Annotated in this window: 16 protein-coding genes; 6 read left to right on the top strand and 10 right to left on the bottom strand. The window is 57.9% G+C overall.

The features are described from left to right. Positions 1-14: 14 nt before the first annotated feature. Positions 15-1,133 carry a glutamate--cysteine ligase gene (locus F4V58_RS10315; protein WP_075736703.1) on the top strand — a complete coding sequence of 373 codons (1,119 nt, stop codon included), beginning with the start codon at positions 15-17 and terminating at the stop codon, positions 1,131-1,133. On the opposite strand, the gene F4V58_RS10310 is transcribed toward F4V58_RS10315, so the two are convergent. From F4V58_RS10310 to F4V58_RS10270, 9 genes are all read right to left on the bottom strand, one after another. Then, complete coding sequence (locus F4V58_RS10310; protein ID WP_075735737.1) at positions 1,130-2,332, bottom strand: glycosyltransferase 87 family protein; 1,203 nt, start codon at positions 2,330-2,332, stop codon at positions 1,130-1,132. The genes F4V58_RS10315 and F4V58_RS10310 overlap by 4 nt on opposite strands. Beyond that, positions 2,329-2,685 carry a monovalent cation/H(+) antiporter subunit G gene (locus F4V58_RS10305; RefSeq protein WP_075735735.1) on the bottom strand — a complete coding sequence of 119 codons (357 nt, stop codon included), beginning with the start codon at positions 2,683-2,685 and terminating at the stop codon, positions 2,329-2,331. Before F4V58_RS10305 ends, F4V58_RS10310 begins: the two co-directional genes overlap by 4 nt. Beyond that, entirely contained in the window at positions 2,682-2,951 is a 270-nt protein-coding gene (locus F4V58_RS10300) for a monovalent cation/H+ antiporter complex subunit F (protein WP_075735733.1), read from the bottom strand. The genes F4V58_RS10305 and F4V58_RS10300 overlap by 4 nt, the downstream gene beginning before the upstream one ends. Next, positions 2,948-3,478 (bottom strand): Na+/H+ antiporter subunit E, encoded by a 531-nt coding sequence (locus F4V58_RS10295; RefSeq protein WP_075735731.1) that lies wholly within the window; start codon positions 3,476-3,478, stop codon positions 2,948-2,950. Before F4V58_RS10295 ends, F4V58_RS10300 begins: the two co-directional genes overlap by 4 nt. Beyond that, positions 3,471-5,309: a Na+/H+ antiporter subunit D gene (locus F4V58_RS10290; RefSeq protein ID WP_075735729.1), complete on the bottom strand. Its 1,839-nt coding sequence runs from the start codon at positions 5,307-5,309 to the stop codon at positions 3,471-3,473. The genes F4V58_RS10295 and F4V58_RS10290 overlap by 8 nt, the downstream gene beginning before the upstream one ends. Next, a complete protein-coding gene (locus F4V58_RS10285; RefSeq protein WP_075735727.1) occupies positions 5,306-5,803 on the bottom strand; it encodes a Na(+)/H(+) antiporter subunit C in 498 nt (165 codons plus the stop codon). Before F4V58_RS10285 ends, F4V58_RS10290 begins: the two co-directional genes overlap by 4 nt. Positions 5,804-5,809: 6 nt before the next feature. Then, a complete protein-coding gene (locus F4V58_RS10280) occupies positions 5,810-8,734 on the bottom strand; it encodes a Na+/H+ antiporter subunit A (protein ID WP_075735725.1) in 2,925 nt (974 codons plus the stop codon). Between the two features lie 398 nt (positions 8,735-9,132). After that, a complete protein-coding gene (locus F4V58_RS10275) occupies positions 9,133-10,023 on the bottom strand; it encodes an endonuclease domain-containing protein (protein WP_075735723.1) in 891 nt (296 codons plus the stop codon). Between the two features lie 40 nt (positions 10,024-10,063). Then, the gene (locus tag F4V58_RS10270) at positions 10,064-11,413 is read right to left on the bottom strand and encodes a M20/M25/M40 family metallo-hydrolase (RefSeq protein WP_075735722.1); all 1,350 of its coding nucleotides are present in this window, start codon (positions 11,411-11,413) and stop codon (positions 10,064-10,066) included. A 94-nt stretch (positions 11,414-11,507) separates the two neighbouring features. On the opposite strand from F4V58_RS10270, the gene F4V58_RS10265 reads away from it, so the two are divergent. Then, positions 11,508-13,481 (top strand): OPT family oligopeptide transporter, encoded by a 1,974-nt coding sequence (locus tag F4V58_RS10265; RefSeq protein ID WP_075735720.1) that lies wholly within the window; start codon positions 11,508-11,510, stop codon positions 13,479-13,481. A gap of 1,164 nt (positions 13,482-14,645) precedes the next feature. After that, entirely contained in the window at positions 14,646-14,921 is a 276-nt protein-coding gene (locus F4V58_RS10260; protein WP_075735718.1) for a type II toxin-antitoxin system prevent-host-death family antitoxin, read from the top strand. Positions 14,922-15,212: 291 nt separating this feature from the next. Here the strand turns inward: F4V58_RS10260 and F4V58_RS10255 are convergent, their stop codons facing one another. After that, a complete protein-coding gene (locus F4V58_RS10255; RefSeq protein ID WP_075735716.1) occupies positions 15,213-16,760 on the bottom strand; it encodes a hypothetical protein in 1,548 nt (515 codons plus the stop codon). Positions 16,761-17,343: 583 nt separating this feature from the next. Between F4V58_RS10255 and groL the strand changes: the two genes are divergently transcribed. The 3 genes from groL to F4V58_RS12575 all read left to right on the top strand — a co-directional run bounded on the left by groL (position 17,344) and on the right by F4V58_RS12575 (position 20,098). After that, complete coding sequence (gene groL, locus F4V58_RS10250; RefSeq protein WP_075735714.1) at positions 17,344-18,987, top strand: chaperonin GroEL; 1,644 nt, start codon at positions 17,344-17,346, stop codon at positions 18,985-18,987. Between the two features lie 597 nt (positions 18,988-19,584). Continuing rightward, positions 19,585-19,830 carry a PorH family porin gene (locus F4V58_RS10245; protein WP_075735712.1) on the top strand — a complete coding sequence of 82 codons (246 nt, stop codon included), beginning with the start codon at positions 19,585-19,587 and terminating at the stop codon, positions 19,828-19,830. A gap of 109 nt (positions 19,831-19,939) precedes the next feature. Beyond that, positions 19,940-20,098, top strand: coding sequence for a hypothetical protein (locus tag F4V58_RS12575; protein WP_157105779.1), 159 nt, complete (start codon positions 19,940-19,942; stop codon positions 20,096-20,098). Positions 20,099-20,124 lie beyond the last annotated feature (26 nt).

Here is a 20,124-nt window from a genome sequence, read left to right as displayed (position 1 = left end):
ACTGCCGTTTTGTGATTAAACCTGATAACTTCTCCCGCTCCGCGCGCCCCACTTTGGGCGTGGAGTGGGAAGTTGCGCTAATAGACCCTGAAACCCGTGACCTGGTCCCGCGCGGGCCGGAGCTCATTGAGCGCGTCAACGCGCGTGTCCCGGACATCCACCTGGAAAAGGAATTTCTCCAAAACACCGTGGAGCTGGTCACCGGGATCTGCGACACGGTCCCGCAAGCCATGGAGGAGCTGCGGGTGGGCCTTCAGCACGTTCAGCGTGAGGCCCAAGATATGGGATTGAAGGTGTGGTCGGCTGGCGGGCACCCGTTCTCCGATTTCCGCACCAACCCACTGGGGGATAAGGAATCCTATAAAGAGATCATCAACCGCACCCAGTACTGGGGGCAGCAGATGTTGTTGTGGGGCACCCACGTCCACGTGGGGATTAGCCACGAGGACAAGGTGTGGCCCATCATCAATGCGTTGATGACTAAGCTGCCGCACCTGCTGGCTATCTCCGCGTCCTCGCCGGCGTGGGAGGGCATGGACACCGGCTACGCCTCCAACCGGACCATGTTGTACCAGCAACTACCCACCGCCGGCATGCCCTATCAGTTTGAGAACTGGTTCCAGTGGGAGTCGTATTTGCAGGATCAGAACCGGTCTGGGGTGATTAACCACACGGGTTCCATGCACTTTGATATCCGGCCGGCGTCTAAGTGGGGCACGGTGGAGGTGCGGGTTTCCGATGCCGTCTCGCGTCCCGCAGAGCTTGCCGCCATCGTGGCGCTCACGCACTGCCTGGTGGTCCACTATGACCAGATGCTCGAGTCCGGTGAAAGGCTTCCCACCCTGCAGCCGTGGCATGTGGCGGAAAATAAGTGGCGTGGGGCTCGCTACGGCATGGACGCGTTGGTGATTACCAGCCGTGAGACTGATGAGCGTTGGGTGAAAGACGAGCTCGCGGAGCTGGTGGATCTGCTCAGCCCCTTGGCAAGCACGCTAGGGTGCCACCGGGAACTGCAGGGGATTATGGACATCGTCAACCGCGGTGCCAGTTATGAGCGCCAACGGGCAATGTTTAAAGAAACCGGTTCCTGGAAAGACGTCGTTGACATGACCTGCGCGGAGATCCGTTTTTAGAAACGGCTGCGCCCGCGCAGGGTGAAAAACCCGGAGGCGGCGTAGACGGCCATGTAGATGACCACCGCGCCGCTGAACAGCAGCGTCCCCCACGGGGCTAGCTCATCTAAGTTGTTGAGCTGATAAAAGGACACGCTTCTGGCTACTGGTTGGGACAGCCACGGCAAGGCAGCTAGGGCCATGGCCAGGAAGGAAATCAGGCCGGCGGCTTGGGAACCTATCTTTGGGCCCAGGTAGCGGTTTGTGCCCACCAAAATCAGCACCAGTAGCGGGACTAGCCACACGAAGTGGTGGAACCAGCTAAAGGGGGAGACTAGGCACGCCCCCAGCCCGGTGAACGCCATAGCGGCCGCGCCGTTGTGCCGGGCGCAGGCAACGGACACTGCCGCGCAGTTGATGAGCACTATGACCACGATGGCTAGGATCCATACCGGGCCGCCGTCAATGTCAAAGGCGCGGTGGAACACCGAACGCACGGCCATGGCCCCGCCGTTTTCGTGGACGCCCACGCGGGAGGACCGGAATACCGCGTCTGACCAAAAATCGCGGGCATCGGGGATGAGCAGGAAGCCTATCCCCGCCGTGGCCATGAAGGTGAGCATGGACCCGCAGGCGGCTCCCCAGCGGCGTTGAAACAGCAGCACTAAGCCCAGGTAGGCGGGGGTAAGTTTCATTCCTGCCGCGAGTCCTATCCCCACTCCGGGCAGCCGGTATTTCTTGGGCAGGAAGTCCAGGGCAACCAGCAGCATGAGGAAGATGTTGATCTGTCCGAAAAAGAGCGTGCCGGCAACAGGTGCCAGCGCGAGCGAGCAGAAAGTTGCGCACGCCGCTATGTAGACGGTGAGCCAGTCCAGTTGCACGTTGCGGTTGCGCAGCACTAGTAGGACCACAGCCAGCAGGGCAAAGGCGGTGCCGAACTGCCAGAGGACAAAGACGGTGTCAGCGCTCAAAGCGGCTAGCCCTTGGAATACCACCCCAGCAAAGGGCGGGTAAGTGAAGGGGAGGTCGCCTATGTAGGGGGCGTCGTAGAGCAGGCCCCCTTCGGCTACGTCTTTGCCGGCCAGCGCGTAGATTTTCAAGTCCAGCGGCTCGCGCCATTGCAGGGCGTGGTCGCTGTCAAAGATGCTGTAGCGGTAAAAAACCAACGCAGTAAGCAGCGTGAAGAGCGTTGCGAGGGTAACGCGTCCGTGAAGTTTCATCGTTTCCGCCGTTTCTTGCCGGCGGGGCGGTCGTTGCGCAGCATGTCATCAGCATACAAGCCTTCGCGCCGGGCCAGGCGGGAGATGCGCTGCGCCGTTACCGGTGAGGTCAGCAGTGCGAAGATGACCAACAGCACTACGATGCCGATGTCGCTGCGCTGCGAGACACCAAAGTCAGGGGAGCTGACAATCTTGATAATCGCGCCGGTGAGGCAAAATACCAGGCCGATGGTTTGCGGTTTGGTCACCGCGTGCACGCGCGACATGGTGTCCCCAAAGCGGCCGATACCCACGGCTGCGGCGAAGATGAACAGCGCGCCGGTCACCACAAAAATAAGGGAGATAACACTCATTGGTTATCCCTCCTACGGAAGCGGGTGACCGCCACGGTGGAGATAAAGCCCAGCAACGCCACCACTAGCATGGCGTTGACTACCGAGGTGTTAAAAGACCAGCACAGGTACACCGCTAGCGCGCACTGGGTCATGGCAATGAAAGCGTCCATCCCCACCAGGCGGTCGAGGGAATTTGGTCCTACAACAATACGCCAGGTGGTGATGAGGAAAGATACCGCGATAAACGCTGCGGCCACGGATAAGCCAATGTCGTAGTAGGTCACCTGGTAGTCCTTTCGAAGATGTCTATCATTGTCCGTTCCAGCTTTGCTATCGCGCGGATTTCGCGCGCGATGTCTGCCTCGGAATCTGCGTTGAGCAGGTGGACAGTCAGCGTGCGGTTGGCAATGTCAATGTCTGTCACCGTGCCTCCCGGTTCCAGGTTATACAGCAGCACGGCAGCGGTTAGTACGAATTCGCTGTCAACGCGTAGCGGCACGTTGACGATGGCCGTGCGCGGTGGCCCGCTGGGGCGCAGCGCCAGCCAGGAAACCCGCACGGAGGCAACCAGGAAGTCGAAGGCAAACGTGCCCAAAAACACCAGGAGCTTGCCCCAAGAAATGTGCATGTCGCTCAACGGCATGGCCGGCAGTGGCAGCAGTACGGTTGCTAAAATTCCCACCACCAGGCCACCTATTACGTTGGCCCAGGAAAGCTCCCCCATGAGCAGCACCCACATGACTACTAGCCACGCCAAGTTAACCGGCCGGAAGCGCCCGCGTACGCGGGAGGCCAAGCTGGGGTTACTCATTGCTCACCTGCTTTCTGGGCGTGGCGTGCGCCCCAGTGTCTGCGTTAGGTTCAACGGCGGTGCCGGATGCCGGGGCCGGTGATTTCTCCGGGGAGGGTGTAACCGGGGCGGTCGAAATCCCTGGCGCGGGCTCCGGCAGCGGATCCTGGCGGTGGCCAATGGAATCCGCACCGTCGGTATACCGGTCTTTTTGATCCAGGTGCCGGGTGGGGGTGCTGGCAGAAAACCCGAGGACGGCAAAGCGGTAGATATCGCGGTCCTGGGCGGACTCAGCAGCCCGGGAGGTAATTCCTGACATGGGCCCGGCCATCACCGTCAGCGACAAGGAGGCCAGTACCAGCAGTGTGGTGGCCCCCAGCATGCCAAAGGGTAGTTTTCCTGGATCGGCGCGGTCCGCCCAGTCGATTTGGCTGACCTTGCCGGATAAGGGAGCGGTCTTGGATATGGCCAGGTTGCCCTCGGGGGCATCGGCGCGGTCGCGCTGGAACCCCTTGCTAAAGACCACGATCATCACATACAAGGTGAGTAGGGAGGTCAACACGGCGCCGATGATGAGCACCCACGCCAGCCACGTACCGTGGTTCGCGCCCGCCTCCAGGATGAGAATCTTGCCCAGGAACCCGGAAAATGGCGGAAGGCCACCCAAATTAATAGCGGGGATGAAATAAAGCACCGCAATGATGGGCGCGGTGTAGAGCAGCGAACCCAACCGGCGCAGGGAGGACGTTCCCACCTGGCGCTCGATGAGGCCCACCACCAGGAAGAGGGTGGTCTGGACCAGGATGTGGTGCACGGCGTAGAAGATGGCCCCGGAAAGCCCCTGGGCGGTGCCCAGACCTACGCCAAAGATCATGTAGCCGATGTGACTGACCAGAGTGAAAGACAGCATACGTTTGATGTCTGTCTGCGCCATCGCGCCCAAGATACCTACCACCATGGTGGCTAGCGCCACCCACATGAGCAGGGTGTCCATGGTGCCGGTGGTAAACACGGAGGTGCGCATGCGGATGATTGAGTACACGCCTACCTTGGTGAGCAGTCCGGCGAATACGGCGGTGACCAACGCCGGGGCGGTGGGGTAGCTATCCGGTAGCCAGGCATCCAGCGGGACCACCGCGGCCTTAATCCCGAAGGCAACCAGGAGTACCCCGAAGATGGCGGCGCGGGTGCCGCTGGGGACATCGTCCATGCGAATGCCCACCTGGGCCATGTTGACCGTGCCTACGGCCGCATAGACTAACGCCAATCCCACCACGAAGATGAGGGAGGAGGCCATGGAGACCATGACGTACCCCACTCCGGCGCGCACGCGGGCTGCCGTGGCCCCCACCGTGAGTAACACGTACGAGGCCACAAGGAAAATCTCAAAACCCACGTAGAGATTGAACAAGTCCCCGGCCAGGAAGGACAGGTTCACTCCCATGGTCAGCACCATGTAGGTGGGCAAGAACACGCTCACCGGCTCGTGTTTGCCGCCGTCGCGGATACCCTGCGCGATGGCGTACCACATCACGGAAAACAGCACGATGGAGGAGGTGAATAACATCACGGCGCTGAGGCGGTCCGCCACCAAAGTAATGCCCACCGGTGCGTCCCAGCCGCCTACCTGCAGGGTCTGGATGCCCTCGTAATCGGCCACGATGATAAGGCTGGCGCCCACCAGGGCCACGGCCAGCAAAGAGAAAAACGCCACGGCACGCTGCCACCACCGGTGTTTTGTCAACAGCAAGGTCAGCGCTGCGGCTACCGCCGGGATGACAACCGGCATCGGAATCAGGTAGCCCACCAGGGGAAACAAGTAGCTCACTACTTGGCTGAATGCCTCTTTCACTGGGAACCGCCTTCCTGGACCGGGCCTTCAAAGAAGTCTGGGCCAAAGTTGTCGCCCTTGCTGGTGTTGCGGCCGGTGGTCCTATCAGTGGAGGCGTCCTCATCCGGGGAGGCCACGTTGCTGGATTTTCCGGCCGCCGCGACAATGGCTTTGTCTTCGGCGTCGTTTTCGATGACATCGGCAGTGCGGTAGCAGTACTGCCGGTAGGCCAACGCCAGGATGAACGCCGTCATGGCCATGGAGATGACAATCGCGGTTAAAATCATGCCCTGCGCTAAGGGGTCAGCAACTTGCTCCCCGTACTGCTCCGTTTCGCGCCCGGCAATCGGCGGGGAGCCAGGTGGCCCGCCCGCCTGCAGCATCAATAGGTTGGCTCCGTTGCCAATGAGCAAGATGCCAATGAGCATCTTGGTCATGGCCCTGTCCAACATGAGGTAGACCCCGGCGGCAAAAAGTACCCCGGTGGTCAGCAGCAACATGAGATTTGCTTCCATGGTGTCTTAAGCCCTTGCCTTCTTGGTCCGGGAGCGCGCGTGATGCGCGGCCTTGGCGGCGCGCTCGCGGGCTCGTTGTTTACGGGCGTCTTCTTCCTCGTCCAACTTTGCGCCGGCCGAGGACAGGATGAGAGTGATTACGCCCACCACTATCAGGTACACGCCGGCGTCAAAGACCAGCGCCGAGGGCAAAGAAACGTGCCCCAGCAGCGGCAGCTCCAAGGCGGTGTAGAACGACGTGAGCGGCGGGTGACCGAAAAAGAGCGGCACTATCACTGAGACGGCGGCTAAAAGCAGCCCGCTGCCCAGCAACCGCGAGGCGTCTATGGGCAGCGTTTCCTCCAATTCCTCGCGGCCCCCGGCCAGATAACGCAAGGTCAGCGCCAATCCGGCTACAAGCCCCCCGGCAAAGCCGCCACCCGGCGCGTTATGCCCGGCGAAGAAGAAGTACATGGACAGCACCAGCATGGAAGGAAAAAGCACGCGGGTTATCACGTCCACTAACAAAGACCGGTTTTGGCTACGTTCCGAATGCCCGGAGGTGGCCAACCACCGCCGGCCCTTAGTACGCAGCGTGGGGCGCCGGGAGGGGCGGGTGAAAGACTTTGATCCGTAGATAAGGGAAGCCACGCCGGTTGCCGCGGCCACCAACACCGTGACCTCGCCGAAGGTGTCCCACGCGCGCATGTCTACCAGCAGCACGTTGACTGTGTTGGCGCCGTGGCCAATCTCCTCCGCCAGCTCCGGCATGAAGCTGGAAATTGGGGTTGCGGTGCGCGCGTTGAGGGCAAACAATCCCACCACAGACACCGTGACGCCCACCGCCACGGACAGCCATGCCCGCAACCGGTTCATCTTGGGGTCCTGGCGCCATTCGGTGTTGGAAGGCATTTTGCGCAGCACCAGCATAAATAGCACTACCACGATGGTCTCTACTAGCAGCTGGGTGAGCGCCAAATCCGGCGCGCCGTGTAGCGCAAAGATGAAAGAGATGCCGTAGCCGCTGACCCCGGCCATCAGCACTGCGGACAGGCGGTTGTGCATGTTGATGGTCGCGATTGCGGAAACGATGATGGTAACCGCCGCCACCGCTTGCCAGAGGTTGTCCGCCACAATCATGCGGACATCGTTGAGGTCGCCGGAGATCAGTGACGCGCCTACCACCACAATCAGGCAGCAGAAGATAGTGGTCAGGTTGTACTGCAGCGAACCGCGCTGGGTGCTGGCCGTGATCTTCAACGAGGCCTTACGCAAGCCGATGAGAACCTGGTCATAGGCGTCATTAGCCGACCCCAGCGCCGGGGTGTCAAATTGCGCCTTGGCCACCAAATCCCGCTGCCAGAACATCACCACCCCGCCCACAACGATGAGCGCCGAAATTCCCAAAGGCAGGTTCAGGCCGTGCCACAAGGCCAGGTGGGTAGGTTCAGCAGAGACCGGCAGCCGGACCATCACGTTGTCCAGGTGTTGGTTGAACACCACGCTTAAAGGCTTCGGGTGGACGCCAAAGAAGATGGTCAGCAGCGTCAGGGCAGCGGGTGGCAGCCACAGCAGCGGGCCGGCTTTTTGCGCGCTGGAGACGGCTTCTGAGGTCTGGCCTTGCTTCCGCCCAAAAGCGCCCCAGAGGAAACGCAAGGCGTAGGCCATGGTCAGCACCGAGCCCAATACCACGCCCACCAGCAACATCTGGCGCGGCATCCCCACCAGCAGGTCCTCATGTAGCACCGTTTCAATCACGGCTTCTTTGGCCACAAACCCCAGCAGCGGCGGGAAGCCGGCCATGGACAGGGCGGAGATCACCGCCGCTGCGCAGAGTAGTGGCTCCTTGGTCATTAGCCCGGAAAGTTTGGTGATATCGCGTGTGCCGGTCACATGATCAATTGCGCCCACCACCATAAATAGCGCGGCTTTAAACAGGGCGTGCGCGAACGTCAGCGCCAGCCCGGCCTGCAGGGCCTCCCGGGAGCCTATTGACATCACGGCAATGATAAAGCCCAGCTGTGAGACGGTGCCGTAGGCCAGAATGAGCTTCAGGTCCCGTTGTTTAAGCGCCATCCAGCCACCTAGCAGCATGGTGAATATTCCCAGCGGGATAATCACCAGGTACCACGACTCCACGAAGCGCAGGTCCGGTGCCAGGCGTGCGATGAGGTAGATTCCTGCCTTCACCATTGCGGCCGAGTGCAGGTATGCCGAAACCGGGGTGGGGGCCGCCATCGCGCCCGGCAGCCAGAAGTGGGCCGGTGCAATAGCGGATTTTGATAGCGCGCCGGCCAGGATGAACACAATGGAGATGGTGATAAAAGGCGTGGAGGTTATGGGCTGCCCGGCTGCGGCGGTGAAGCTAGCTATTTCGCTGAAAGTCCATACTCCTGTTTGGCGGCCGAAGCTGATGATTCCCACCAGCATGGCCAGCCCGCCCAGGACGGTTACCATCAGCGCTTGGATAGCTGACCTGCGCGCGGAAGCGCGCTCACCGTAATAGCTGACCAGCAAAAAAGACAGCAGGGAGGTGATTTCCCAGGCCATGTACATTAGTAGCAGATTGTCCGCTATGACCAGGCCGTACATGGCGGCGGCAAAGCCCATCATTTCCCCGCCGAACAGGGCCAGGCGTGGGGGAGCTTTATCAAAGTAGCCCCAGCAGTAGAGTAAAATCAGCGCGCCCATGCCTAGGATGATGAGGCTAAACAGCGCGGCCAATGAATCCAGGCGCAAGACGATATTTAAGTGGGCGGCTGGCATCCACTCCAGAGCAAAGGTCAGCACCCCGCCGTGGGCGAAGGTCCCCGCCATGAATTGTTGGGTTATCCACACGAAACCGGCGGCGGGGACCAGCGCCAGCAGCGCGAAGGCGGGTCTGCCTAACTTATAGATGACAATGGGAGCCGCCGCCGATGCAGCCAGTAGTGCAAACAGCAGTAATAACACGCCCGCTCCTCATGTAGTTTGTCTAGTCCTTTTGAAAGATTACCGGAAAATGGCGGGTATTCGGGTACTGGCCATGCTCTCTGGTAGCGCCTGCTCTGGGTAAAACCTGCTTTGTTGCCTAATCTGCGGCGGTTCCGGGCGCGTGTTTCTTGAGTTTTGGCGGGTGTGCAGGTTTTTGGGTGGTTGTTGCCTAATTTGCGGTGGGTCCGGGCGCGTGTTTCTTGAGTTTTGGCGGATGTGCAGGTTTTTGGGTGGTTGTTGCCTAATTTGCGGTGGTTCCGGGCGCGTGTTCCTTGAGTTTTGGCGGGTGTGCAGGTTTTTGGGTGGTTGTTGCCTAATCTGGGGCGGGTCCGGGCGCGTGTTCCTTGAGATTTGGCAGATGTGCAGGTTTAGCCGCCTTAAGCCCAATCACCGTGGTGTATGGTGCCGTCCATATCCAATCGGGAAGTATCCCGAAGGAAAATCTCGTGCCAGTTCCACACCGCGCGGAAGCACCTAGCATCCAGATCTGGATTTTTGGCCTGCAGGATTTGCTCCACTACTAAGTCCAGGTGGTGCGCCACGCAGGAGCCGGAATACCTTAGCGTGGTCCAACCGCGCAGGGTGGCGTCATTGTTTTTCCACCGGTCGCGGATGAACTCCGGCAAGCCGGTGTGGTGCCTGTGGGAGTCAACTTCAATGGCTACTTTCCAGCGGGGGATGACAGCGTCCCAGTAGTAGTGCCCAATCTTGTGGTTGGCTACTACCTTCAGTCCCTTGCGTTGGAGCGCTCGGATGAGTCTTGCCTCGCCGCTGGAGTCGGTGCCCAGGGCGGCTTGGCTGAGCAGTTGTCTGCAGCGTGTGGGTAGTAGGCGAACCAATGTGGAATCCTTTTCCAACTGCGCCCGGCCATTTCGGCCTGCATAGAGTTTTTCCAGCATGCTTATTGCCAGTTCGTCATCCTCTACCCATTGCAGCGCCAGCAGCGGCAGGTGGACGGGGGAATTGTTGAGCAGGAATGTGGGCAACACTGTGGTGCGGTGCCCGGATACGTAGTCGCTTACCGGCAAGCGCCGGGGTGTTGCGAAGTGAAGCGGGAAAGTCACTTCCTCCCCAAGAATGATCTGGGCCACGGACCGGCCGGTGAGTAAAGCGTCTGGGTATTTTTCCCGCAGGAAAAGAAACAGCGCACTGGGTGTGGGAAGTTCCTCTACGTAGGTGCCTTTCCACAGCCGGAATATCTGCCCTTTGTCTAATTTTCGCGCTAGCTGCGAGCGGCTAAGCCCGCTCACGGTGGACACAGTGTCCATTGATATCATCCCCCCGAATTGATATCAACGACTCTAGCATTTAGAAGCGCGTGAGGAATAGCGCCTCCGCTATGGCCACGTTTTCAATCTCGGTAGGGTCTACCGACTCGTTAGCGGAGTGGATGACCGCTTTGGGATCCTCCACGCCGTAGAGCGCGATTTCAGCGGCGGGGTGTTTTTCTTGCAGCTCGGTGGTCAATGGGATGGAACCACCCATGCCCTGCTCGGTGGTCGCGGTACCGCCGTAGGCCTCGGACAGGCACTGGCCCAGGAGTGCAATTGCGGGTGCCTGGGGATCGGTGGAGAATCCGTCATTGGCCTCTAGCACCTCGGCCGTGATTTTTGCGCCCCACGGCACGTGGGCCTCAAGGTGCGCGACCACCGCTTTGGCGGTAGCGGCGGCGTCCATACCGGCAGGCACGCGCAAGTTGACGTTAGCTTTCGCGGTAGCGGGTACGGCGTTGACCGCCTCGTCAAAGGGGGTGGAAGTAAAACCGGTGACGGTCAGGGCTGGGCGCGCCCAGACTAGATCGGCGATGGCGGTTTCCCCGCCACCCATGATGTTGGTGCCGTCTATCATTTGCGCGTCTTGCCTAAACGCGGCAGCGGGGTAGGGCTCTCCCTCCCAAGTACCGGCGCAGTCCACGCCGTCGATGACGGTACGGCCGGCCTCATCATAGAGGGAGTCCAGTGTGCGCATAAGAGCTTTGACCGCGTCTGGGGCGGCGCCACCGAACTGACCGGAGTGCACGGCCGCGTGGAGGGTGTCTACCTGAACGGCAATCTGGCCGCCGCCCCGCAGGGAGGTGGTCAGTGTGGGTTGGCCTACCTGGGAGTTGCCGGCGTCGGCGATCATGATGGCATCGGCGGCAAAAAGCTCCGGGCGTTCCTCGATGAGGTGGGACAAGCCCTCCCCGCCTTGCTCCTCAGACCCCTCTATGAGGATCTTGAGGTTGAGATCCGTGCCGCCAGCCGCCTTGACCGCGCGCAACGCCGCCAGGTGCATGGCGATGTTGCCCTTGCAGTCCGCCGCCCCGCGGCCGTACCAGCGGGTGGACCCGTCTGCGTGGGTACGCTCGGTGAGCTCGAACGGGTCGGATTCCCAGGCGTCTCGGTTGCCGGCAGCTACCACGTCGTAGTGCGAATACAACAAGACGGTGCGCGCGCCGGGCTTGCCCGCTAGCGTGCCTAGTAGTGCGGTGGAGCCGTCTGCGGTGTCAAAGGTCTGCATGTCAAAGCCTAGATCTTCGAAAGCGGCGCGCACCCAGGCGGCTGCGGCGGCGGATTCGGAGCCCTCCGCGCCGTGCACGGAGTTGAAGGAAACTAGTTCTTTGAGCTGCGCAAAGATGCGCTCGCGGTCTGCGGTAATGGTCTTCTTGATATCAGTCATGGGATCTACTGTATATCCCCCTCTATCTTCCGTGGGGCGCGAAGGTCTACGATTATTGTTTTGTTGCGTATTTTCCACACAGAAAGGACAGCCCATGGCTACCACTACAGCCCCGGCTGGTCAGTCTGCCAAGTCGTTGCCGGAGTTAACTCTTCGCGGCATCATCATTGGTGGGCTTATCACTCTCATCTTCACGGCGGCAAACGTCTACCTGGGCCTCAAGGTGGGCCTGACTTTTGCTACTTCTATTCCTGCGGCCGTGATTTCCATGGCCGTGCTGCGGCGTTTTGCCGGGCACAACATCAAGGAAAACAACATTGTGCAGACCATTGCGTCTGCGGCTGGTACGTTATCCGCCATCATCTTCGTCATTCCCGGCCTGGTGATGGTGGGGTACTGGCAGGGTTTCGGTTTCTTTGAAACGGCTGCGGTGTGCGCTATCGGCGGTGTGCTGGGTGTCATGTATTCCATCCCGCTGCGCCGCGCGCTGGTCACGGGCTCCGATCTCCCTTACCCGGAGGGCGTGGCTGCGGCTGAGGTGCTTCGCGTTGGCGATGCCGCCGCGCACAAGAGCGGCGAGCAAGACGAAAACGCCAAGGGCCTGCGCGTCATTCTGGTGGGCAGCTTGATTTCCGCCGCGATGTCGTTGCTGGCCGCCACCAAGGCCGCCGCGTCTTCGGTGATGGGGTATTTCAAGCTGGGATCCGGCGCGACCATGCTGGGCTCCTCGCTGTCCATGGCGCTGATTGGCGTGGGCCACCTGGTGGGCCTGTCCGTGGGTATCGCCATGCTCACCGGCGTGTTCATCTCCTTTATCGTGTTGCTTCCCTTGCGCACTTCTGGCCAGATTACCGATGCCGCCGCGCTCAGCGACGTAGTCAGCTCCGTCTTTGCCGGCGAGATCCGCTTCATTGGTGTGGGCACCATGGCCATTGCCGCGGTGTGGACGCTGGTGAAGATTGTGGGTCCTATTGTCAAGGGTATTACTGCTTCGTTGGGCGCCGCCAAGGCCCGCAAGGGCGGCGAGGAAGTAGACGTCACCGAGCGCGACATCCCGTTCCCATACGTGGCCGGCACCATCTTATTCTTGATGATCCCCATCGGCTTCTTGCTCTGGGAGTTCCTCTCTAAGACCGACATCCACGAGCATGCCTTCATCCTGATTGCCGTCTCCGTGCTCTTCACCCTGGTCCTGGGCCTGGTCATCGCGTCCGTGTGTGGTTACATGGCCGGCCTGGTGGGCGCTTCTAACTCGCCGATTTCCTCCATCGGTATCATCGCCGTGCTGTCCGTGGCGCTGCTGATTGCGGCCGTGACCGCCGGCACTGATGCCAACCCGCTGTCCCTGGTGGCCTACACGCTGTTTACCGCCGCAATCGTGTTCGGTATTGCCACCATTTCCAACGACAACCTTCAGGACCTCAAGACCGGCCAGCTGGTGGGCGCCACCCCGTGGAAGCAGCAGGTCGCACTGATTATTGGCGTGCTCTTTGGCTCCGTGGTCATCCCACCAATCCTGCAGGTCATGCTCACCGGCTTTGGCTTCCAGGGCATGGAGGGCGCCGGCCCCGATGCCCTCGCCGCACCCCAGGCGGCGCTCATGTCCTCCGTGGCTACCGGTATCTTCGATAACTCCCTGGACTGGAACCTCATCTTCCTGGGCATGGGCATTGGCGTAGTGCTCATCATCGTTGATGAGGTCTTGCGCAAGACCACCGACAAGTACTCCCTGTCCCCGCTGGCCGTGGGCATGGGCATGTACCTCCCGGTAACGCTGACGGTCATCATCCCGATTGGTGCCATCATTGGCACTGTCTACAACCGCTGGGCCGCCAAGCAATCTGCCCCCGATGCCGCCAAGCGCCTGGGCACCCTAGTTGCCACCGGCCTCATCGTGGGCGAGTCCCTATTCGGCGTGGTCAACGCCGCCATCATCGCCGCCTCTGGCGGCAATAGCCCGCTGGAGATCTTTGCCGGCGGCTCCTTTGCCAACATCATCGGCGTCATCGCGTTTATTGCCGGCGTGGCGTTCATCTACCGCTGGACCATGTCCAAGGTGAACCAGTAAACGTTTCTTCATCTTCGCCCGCACGCCGCTTTCCCTACCGAAGGCAATGGGAGTGGATGGGCACGGGCGTGCCCGCGCCTCGTATACATAAACGGCTTGACCCCGGTAGATTGGGGTGAGGTGCCCAAGCCCCAGTCTCAGACTGACAGCCGGCACCGGGTGGGCTGAGTCTCAGACTCGTGACCCGAATAAAGCGGCCCTTCGGGCCGCGTTAAGTAAGGTTAAGTGCCATAAATTACCGCAACGCCTCGTCTACTGACGGGGCGTTTGCTTTCCTCAGATTCAGGAACAAGGGGGCGTGGACTGTTGCCGCGATGGCGTGACCGCCACCGCCTTTGTTAGCAGCGCCTTCCCGCCCGGGGCCGCATTTGCCGCTGTTCTTTGAATCCGCTCAATAGTTGCCACGGGAAACTTCGAAGTAATCGTGCAAAAAATGAGATTATGCTTTCTGAGTTGGGGATGTCCTTGGGGAAATTGTTTTAAACGTCGGACGTGCAAGGGGCAAAGGCTCTGAAAAGGAACTTGGTCTCGTTTAAACGAGGCCGGAGAATTTTGTGGCTAAATACACGATTAAATACCGCAGTACGGTCGGCAGGTCCTTCCGGAGGCTCCATCGCGCGCGGCAGTAGAGGAGCGGCACGGCAATAGCTTCACTGGCCGAAGAACCTACCAATGACTCTTGTGTCGGCTATGCCAACAAAGTATATTGATTACCAACATGACCGGTTCCGCTGCCCGTCTCGGTGGGAGTCCAGGGCCGGTCTTCGTTTCCATGTAGAGGTGAGTGCGGGTGGCGTCGCGTGAACAGAGTTTCTCCCCGCGGAAAGTTGCCAGGAACGTGGGGCAGGCCCAAGGAGCCGTAGATCCCTCCGGGGACAGAAAAGACGGCAGGCTTCTCCCATCGCTTTCCGAAGTCGAAAGATCTAGCGAGTTGAGGAGGGGGTTCGAAAAATTTTGATTCGGCCCCGGCAATCAGCTCCGCAGACCTTGAGTGCCGCGACGGAAGCATTCCGCCGGAGCAATTTTGAGGGCGGAAGTTTCTCGGATTCGCGGTGGTCACCCCGATTACTAGCGCACACTCTAAGTAAACGGTGACAGCGCCAACGGCAGCCTCTGTTGCACTTCACCACACAACGACCCGTTCACACGTGTACGTTGTGAGTCATGGAATCGATTACCGAAGTCGAACTGAAAGCCAAAATGGCTCACTATTTGGACAGGGTTGCAACGCAGCCTGTGGCAATTCTCGACACAAAAGGCGAGCCAAGGGCTGTGCTCGTGACTCTTGAGTTCTTTGCTCGAGCCTTGGAATCCTTGGAGGACATTGCAGATGTTGAGGCAGCAAGGAAATCCCGGCTAGAACCCGGAGAGGTCACCCATGAGGAGGTAAAAGCTCTCATAGAACGTGGCGAACTTAAATTTGGCGAGAAGTTGGAGTAGGATTCTTCACGTGGGAGCGTCCCGACAAATGTTTCACGATGCTTCGGCCCTCACTGGTTGCTACTGGCAGGTGAGGGCCATTTTAAATGTCCGAGATATGCGGTAAAGAGCTCGCTGACCCTTCATTTCGACATCATTGAGCTACCGTTGGGAAGCCTTCTGTAGTCTCAATAGTGTTCCATTTGTGGATAGGATTGGGTTGTTTAGTGTGCCTGGCGACTCCTTTTGGCAGGAGGTGTTGTGCTCCGACTGAAGCAGAATCCAATCCGGTATTGGCCTTGGTTTAAACAGCTATGATAGCGAATCTTCGAAGTGGTCAATTTTCAAGACGTTATTGGCTCCGTATTTAGACGCGCTTTCAAGAAAGTCAAGGTACAAGTTGGAGAAATTAGAGTTTACTATCAGTTTCAACCAGTCCTCCGGACTCCGTACCCAGAACCGTAGGGGGGCCAACAAGAGTTCTGTCGTAGAAGCACTGTCATTCCACAACTGGATCTTCCTCCGAGTTTGAATTGTCTTTTGCGGGATAGCCCCCTGTTCACTGGAACTTGAATAACTGACCGATTTCACCAGTTCGGTGGTGTTGAATCCTTGCCTCGATAGCAGGGCCCCAAGTATCGATAATGCTTGATTCTGAGATGGTAGAAGAACACCAACTTTCTGAAGTCTCGTCAGGAGCTCTGGAATCTGCCACTTATCCTGCGAGCGGTAAGGGTATAACTCGATTCTCCCGATTTTCCTATCAAAAGAATTTGGAACGGCCCCCTCATCTCGGCTGGTATCCGCGACCCTATCTTTGACTTCAATCTCGTTATCATCGGCGTCTAAGAATACTTGAGGTGAATAAAGGACATCGAAAGCCTTGGCGTTTTCATCGTCGCCATTCAGAAATTCGAATAAAGCCCTTCGATACCAGCCGCCATAAGTTTCGGGTCTCAATCGACTCAATCCTTCTGGCCCGTAGGATGACCATGGCATGAGTCCACCTCCGGTAATTGTCGATTTGGCTGTGTTCCATTGGTCTAGAAGGTGGGAGTGCCCGTCCTCGATTATAAACTTTTGGTCGTTCCTATCCTTTAGACTAAGTGTGATTTCATGGAGAGCTTCCGAAAGCGTGGGCCCGTAGCCCGGGTTCCTCAGTAGCCAGACGACTCGCAGGTCTTCACCATTTCCAGGAATCGTTACTGATTCAGGAATAGCTCTTGTTGGCCTGACCTCCTCTTTCAACTGGACCGCTCCGTCTGGGCCAATCAACCCAAGAAGGTAGGGAATCTGTGTTATATCCTCAGACTTGCCCGGAGTGAGGGAAAGTATCGCTTTTCCAAAAAATTCCTTTATGTAGTCGTCTTTGTTTTCGAGCCATTCAGTGACCTTTGTATACCAAGTAAAAAGTTTGTTTTCCGCCGTATGCCTTTTCTCGAAGAAATTCTTGAGTTCTTTATCTTCTATCGATTCTCTCAGCTCGGAAAGCAGCGCTAGCACCAACAGAGGGCGATCTTGGGGGTGGAAACAACCGAGCAAGAATTCGCCAAGGGCTATATTGAGCTCCTTATTGTCTTTCGTATCCGGCTCCCACTTTGGCCTTGTGTTTCCCCCGTCAGCGCTCTCGTTGCTATATTTCAATAGGGACTTCAACTTGTCCAAGTAAGAGCTATCACCGCCGTATTCTTCGACCGTATCGCTTTCTTGGAGGGCTTTCGCTAAAACCTCGCCGCCAACGTCCTTGTAATACTCCAGCCAGAAAGCGCGACATGCAGCAAGGGCATCTTCCAAGTTGGGATTTAGCTCGGAACCGCTGTTCTTGAGCTCGTCCCAGGACGGGTAGTTGATGGATTTCATGCTTTTGAGTTCCTGTCTGCTAGTTGAATATTTTACTTATCAACAATACCCGAGGTCCAGTAAGGGGTTAGGGTATTGATTTTTTCCTTACGCCAAGAACCGAGGTGAATTGTATACAAGCCAGGGTGGAATGTTTTGAAGCATTGAGAAAAACTCGCCACAGCAACTTCAACTTCATGTTGACCAATTGAGACCCAAGGGAGATGGTTTGAGGTACTTGCTTCGCCCTATGAAATGCAATGTTTCCACTAGCGGCTGTCTTGCCCTTCGGTGGTTTCCGAATGGTTTTAGTGCACTGCTGACCTCGAATGTATCGTGTCGTCTCGCGAGGCTGACACGGAAGGTGGGGTTCTGGCAGTCAATGTAACGATCCCCTAAAGCCCCCGCGCGCCACCTTGCACTCGGGCCAATCGAGTGCCAATATGGTTGCTAGCACTCGCGAAGGGTGAGTGCTAAACAAACATCGAACCACGCGTGGTTGAGGTTGGTTAACACTCACCAGCCGTGCCGTCGCGGGCGTCCATGCCGTGGTGACGTGAGTGTCGTCCTAGCGAATCTACAGATCTAAGGAGCACAAAAACCTATGGCAAAGCTGATTGCCTTTGATGAAGAAGCACGTCGTGGCCTAGAGCGCGGCCTGAACACCCTGGCTGACGCCGTGAAGGTCACCTTGGGCCCCAAGGGCCGCAATGTTGTCCTGGAAAAGTCCTGGGGCGCACCGACCATTACCAATGACGGTGTTTCCATCGCTCGTGAGATTGAGCTGGAAGACCCATATGAGAAGATCGGCGCTGAGCTGGTCAAGGAAGTTGCTAAGAAGACTGATGATGTTGCCGGTGACGGCACCACCACCGCTACTGTTCTGGCGCAGGCTTTGGTTCGTGAGGGTCTGCGCAATGTTGCCGCTGGCTCTAACCCAATGGGTATCAAGCGCGGTATTGAGGCTGCTACCAAGGCTGTTGTGAAGTCTTTGCTGGACTCCGCTAAGGAGATTGAGACCCAGGAGCAGATTGCTACCACCGCTGGTATTTCTGCGGCTGATCCGGCTATTGGTGAGAAGATTGCGGAAGCTATGTACGCGGTCGGAAATGGCGCTGTTAATAAGGACTCCGTCATTACGGTGGAAGAGTCCAACACCTTCGGTGTAGACCTTGAGGTCACTGAGGGTATGCGCTTTGATAAGGGCTACATCTCTGGTTACTTCGCTACTGACATGGAGCGTCAGGAGGCTGTGCTGGAGGATCCGTACATCCTGCTGGTTTCTTCCAAGATTTCTAACATCAAGGACCTGGTTCCGCTGCTGGAGAAGGTCATGCAGTCCGGCAAGCCTTTGCTGATTATCGCGGAGGACGTTGAGGGCGAAGCCCTGTCCACTCTGGTGGTCAACAAGATTCGTGGCACCTTCAAGTCCGTGGCTGTTAAGGCTCCTGGCTTCGGTGACCGCCGCAAGGCTTCCCTGCAGGATATGGCTATCCTCACTGGTGGACAGGTTATTTCTGAAGAGGTTGGCCTTTCGCTTGAGACCGCGGAGCTTGAGTACTTGGGCCAGGCCCGCAAGGTCGTTGTCACCAAGGATGACACCACCATTGTCCAGGGCGCTGGCTCCCAGGAGCAGATCGATGGCCGCGTGAAGCAGATTCGCGCGGAGATCGAGCACTCTGATTCTGATTATGACCGTGAGAAGCTGCAGGAGCGCTTGGCTAAGCTGGCCGGCGGCGTGGCTGTGCTCAAGGTCGGCGCTGCTACTGAGGTTGAGCTCAAGGAGCGCAAGCACCGTATTGAGGACGCTGTGCGTAACGCTAAGGCTGCGGTTGAAGAGGGCATCGTCGCTGGTGGCGGTGCTGCATTGCTTCAGGCTGCCGATGCCCTCGATTCGCTCGACGATCTCACCGGTGACGAGGCCACCGGTGTGAAGATTGTGCGCGAGGCGCTGTCCGCGCCGCTGAAGCAGATTGCTTTCAACGCTGGCATGGAGCCAGGTGTGGTTGCTGACAAGGTTGCTTCCCTGCCTAAGGGTGAGGGCCTCAATGCCGCTACTGGCGAGTATGTGGACCTCATGGCCGCTGGCATCAATGACCCGGTGAAGGTTACCCGTTCCGCGCTGCAGAACGCTGCCTCCATTGCGGCTTTGTTCCTGACTACTGAGGCCGTTGTGGCTGAGAAGCCGCAGCCAGCGGGCGCCGCTGGTGCCCCTGATGCTGACGCTATGGGTGGCATGGGCTTCTAGTCCCAATTTTGCGCGGGTGCTAGCGCTGTAGCACCTTTCGCTGGACCCGGAATGCAGATCGTGCATTCCGGGTCTTTTTATTTTCTGGCCGCGAACTTAATAAAAACTTATCCTTAAGGGAACTCTAGGTTGCATAAAATTAGGTTATTTACAACCAGTGACGCGCCGAAGTTGTGGAATTGATGGGGAAAAGTTGCTTGGGGGCGTAAATCTTTCTGACAGAAGAGGGATTTAATACCCCTGGAAAGGGGTGATATCTGATGTTCTTTCCAAATTTTTCAGCCGTGTTGCGGGCTTAATTTAATCGCAACGCCTTCCATGGGTGTTACACGAAAGGGTGAAAAAGTGCCTAAAATTCTTTTGGCGGGTGTAAAGATAATGGTCAATGCGTTTTTGCGGTTGTCTAAAATTTCCTGCTGAGGTTTTCGTGTGTGCGTGGGTTGCTCTGCCTGGGGAAAATTTTCATTTAAACAACTTGCTTGGCTGTGAAAATGTGCAATGATGTTTCTTGTGACTCCCACCGAGGGTAGTCGTGATAACTGTAATTGACCGCCTCCGGCCTTCTCTAGGTTCGGAGAATCTCTTAAGGAGACCCAAATGGATCTTTCCGTAATCAAGGACGCTTTGTCCAACTTCTCCACCTTCATTGACAACATCGTGAAGCTTTTCCAGGGTGTTCCTAACACCCTTGGCACCCTCTCCAACTGGTTCTCTGATGGCAACCTCGTTGGTGACAACTGGGTTAAGAACCCTGAGGTTGACGGCAAGGCACCTCTGAACATCTCCAAGCACTGGGACGTAACCGAGGGTATCTTCAAGAAAGATACTGAGGGTAACAACTAAGTTTCTGAAACCTTGATGTCTTGTCGAAGTAGGACATCATGGCCCGGACCTGGAAAATACCAGGGTCGGAAAAACCAACCTTAATCTTTAACTCAAAGGGAGTATCAACATGAACGATGACAAGAAGACTGCAGCTCAGGGCGCTGCTGAAGCATTCCGCGACTGGGATATGCTTTCCTCTCACGGCCTATTTGGACAGCTGTTCGGCTTCCTGAAGGACGTTTCGGGTCTGGCTTCTGCTGTCAAGTCTCTACTGGGCCTGCTGTAATTTAGCACCCAGCTGACACAGCTGAA

The sequence above is a fragment of the Corynebacterium phocae genome (genome assembly GCF_008693075.1).
Classification (GTDB): domain Bacteria; phylum Actinomycetota; class Actinomycetes; order Mycobacteriales; family Mycobacteriaceae; genus Corynebacterium; species Corynebacterium phocae.
The sequence above is the reverse complement of the archived record's forward strand: the minus strand, read 5'-3'. Positions and strand labels throughout refer to the sequence as shown.

What these genes read in the sequence shown, in the direction of transcription:
- F4V58_RS10310 (WP_075735737.1), bottom strand. Translation starts at nt 2,332, where the DNA reads ATGAAACTTCACGGACGCGTTACCCTCGCAACGCTCTTCACGCTGCTT.
- F4V58_RS10305 (WP_075735735.1), bottom strand. Translation starts at nt 2,685, where the DNA reads ATGAGTGTTATCTCCCTTATTTTTGTGGTGACCGGCGCGCTGTTCATC.
- F4V58_RS10295 (WP_075735731.1), bottom strand. Translation starts at nt 3,478, where the DNA reads ATGAGTAACCCCAGCTTGGCCTCCCGCGTACGCGGGCGCTTCCGGCCG.
- F4V58_RS10285 (WP_075735727.1), bottom strand. Translation starts at nt 5,803, where the DNA reads ATGGAAGCAAATCTCATGTTGCTGCTGACCACCGGGGTACTTTTTGCC.
- F4V58_RS10275 (WP_075735723.1), bottom strand. Translation starts at nt 10,023, where the DNA reads ATGGACACTGTGTCCACCGTGAGCGGGCTTAGCCGCTCGCAGCTAGCG.
- F4V58_RS10270 (WP_075735722.1), bottom strand. Translation starts at nt 11,413, where the DNA reads ATGACTGATATCAAGAAGACCATTACCGCAGACCGCGAGCGCATCTTT.
- F4V58_RS10265 (WP_075735720.1), top strand. Translation starts at nt 11,508, where the DNA reads ATGGCTACCACTACAGCCCCGGCTGGTCAGTCTGCCAAGTCGTTGCCG.
- F4V58_RS10260 (WP_075735718.1), top strand. Translation starts at nt 14,646, where the DNA reads ATGGAATCGATTACCGAAGTCGAACTGAAAGCCAAAATGGCTCACTAT.
- F4V58_RS10255 (WP_075735716.1), bottom strand. Translation starts at nt 16,760, where the DNA reads ATGAAATCCATCAACTACCCGTCCTGGGACGAGCTCAAGAACAGCGGT.
- groL (WP_075735714.1), top strand. Translation starts at nt 17,344, where the DNA reads ATGGCAAAGCTGATTGCCTTTGATGAAGAAGCACGTCGTGGCCTAGAG.
- F4V58_RS10245 (WP_075735712.1), top strand. Translation starts at nt 19,585, where the DNA reads ATGGATCTTTCCGTAATCAAGGACGCTTTGTCCAACTTCTCCACCTTC.
- F4V58_RS12575 (WP_157105779.1), top strand. Translation starts at nt 19,940, where the DNA reads ATGAACGATGACAAGAAGACTGCAGCTCAGGGCGCTGCTGAAGCATTC.